At 42.7% G+C, this 897-nt stretch carries 2 protein-coding genes; one reads left to right on the forward strand and one right to left on the reverse strand.

Features of this window, described 5'->3' with window-relative positions:
* A partial coding sequence (gene erpA, locus A3756_RS18730; RefSeq protein WP_156490597.1) for an iron-sulfur cluster insertion protein ErpA occupies positions 1-229 on the forward strand: 229 nt, incomplete at its 5' end.
* 19 nt (positions 230-248) lie between these two features.
* Here erpA and A3756_RS18735 read toward each other — a convergent pair.
* Positions 249-897: GNAT family N-acetyltransferase (locus tag A3756_RS18735; RefSeq protein WP_156490598.1), on the reverse strand; the 649-nt coding region annotated here is incomplete at its 5' end.

The raw sequence follows: 897 nt of genomic DNA on the forward strand, positions 1-897 counted from the left end.
CGGTGGTTGCTCGGGTTTTCAATATGGCTTCACTTTTGATGAAGACCTTTCAGAAGATGATACGGTTGTTAGCAAGCAGGGTGTAGACCTGGTTGTCGACGCCATGAGTTATCAATACCTCGTCGGAGCGACAGTTGATTATACTGAAGGCCTAAAAGGTGCTCAGTTTTCTGTGACCAATCCGAATGCAGAAACAACCTGTGGTTGTGGTTCGAGCTTTAGTATTTAAGCGCTGAGCCTTCCTGATTTCAAAGTATTTTAGGGCTGCTTAGCTGCTCTAAAAGTACTTGAACGGCCTCTCTAAGATGCTTATCCAGGTCTTTTTTCCCACTAAAATTAAACTCCTCCACACAATCAGAAATTGAACGAGCTTGTAAAACCCGTCGAATCAGTACTTGTAGCGGGCGCTTGATTGAACTTTTTTTATTTTTTTGTTTGAAGCAAGATAAGGTCAAACTGATCAACTCGCTCATACATTCTTCGATGGCCAACTTATGGCTAGCAAAGCGTTGAAGTTGAGCAAGCTGCCTGCTGTCTAGCCTTAGCTCTACTGCTGGAATTTTCGCTTCTGTTAGCGCATCATACAGCGTATCGCTAGTGTGGTGTTGATATTGTCTACTGATACCACTGAGCAAATTTCTGGCATAGATACTTTCTAATAGAGCCAAATTTTCCTGTGCAGACAAAGATATCGGCCTTTGCATAATCGCGGCATAACAGCCACTAGCATTATCACGTTGAAGACCAAGTTTGAGAAGCGAAAACTGATTCTTTGACCAGAAAGAAAGCAACTCGGTTGTCAGTCCAAATGCTGTAGTAAGACAATCAAGGTGTTTAGTTTTCGCGACTTGTAAAGCTTCTTCAATTAGTTGGCTACCGAGCCCTTGATTCTCGTAT

Source organism: Oleiphilus sp. HI0086, from assembly GCF_001635225.1.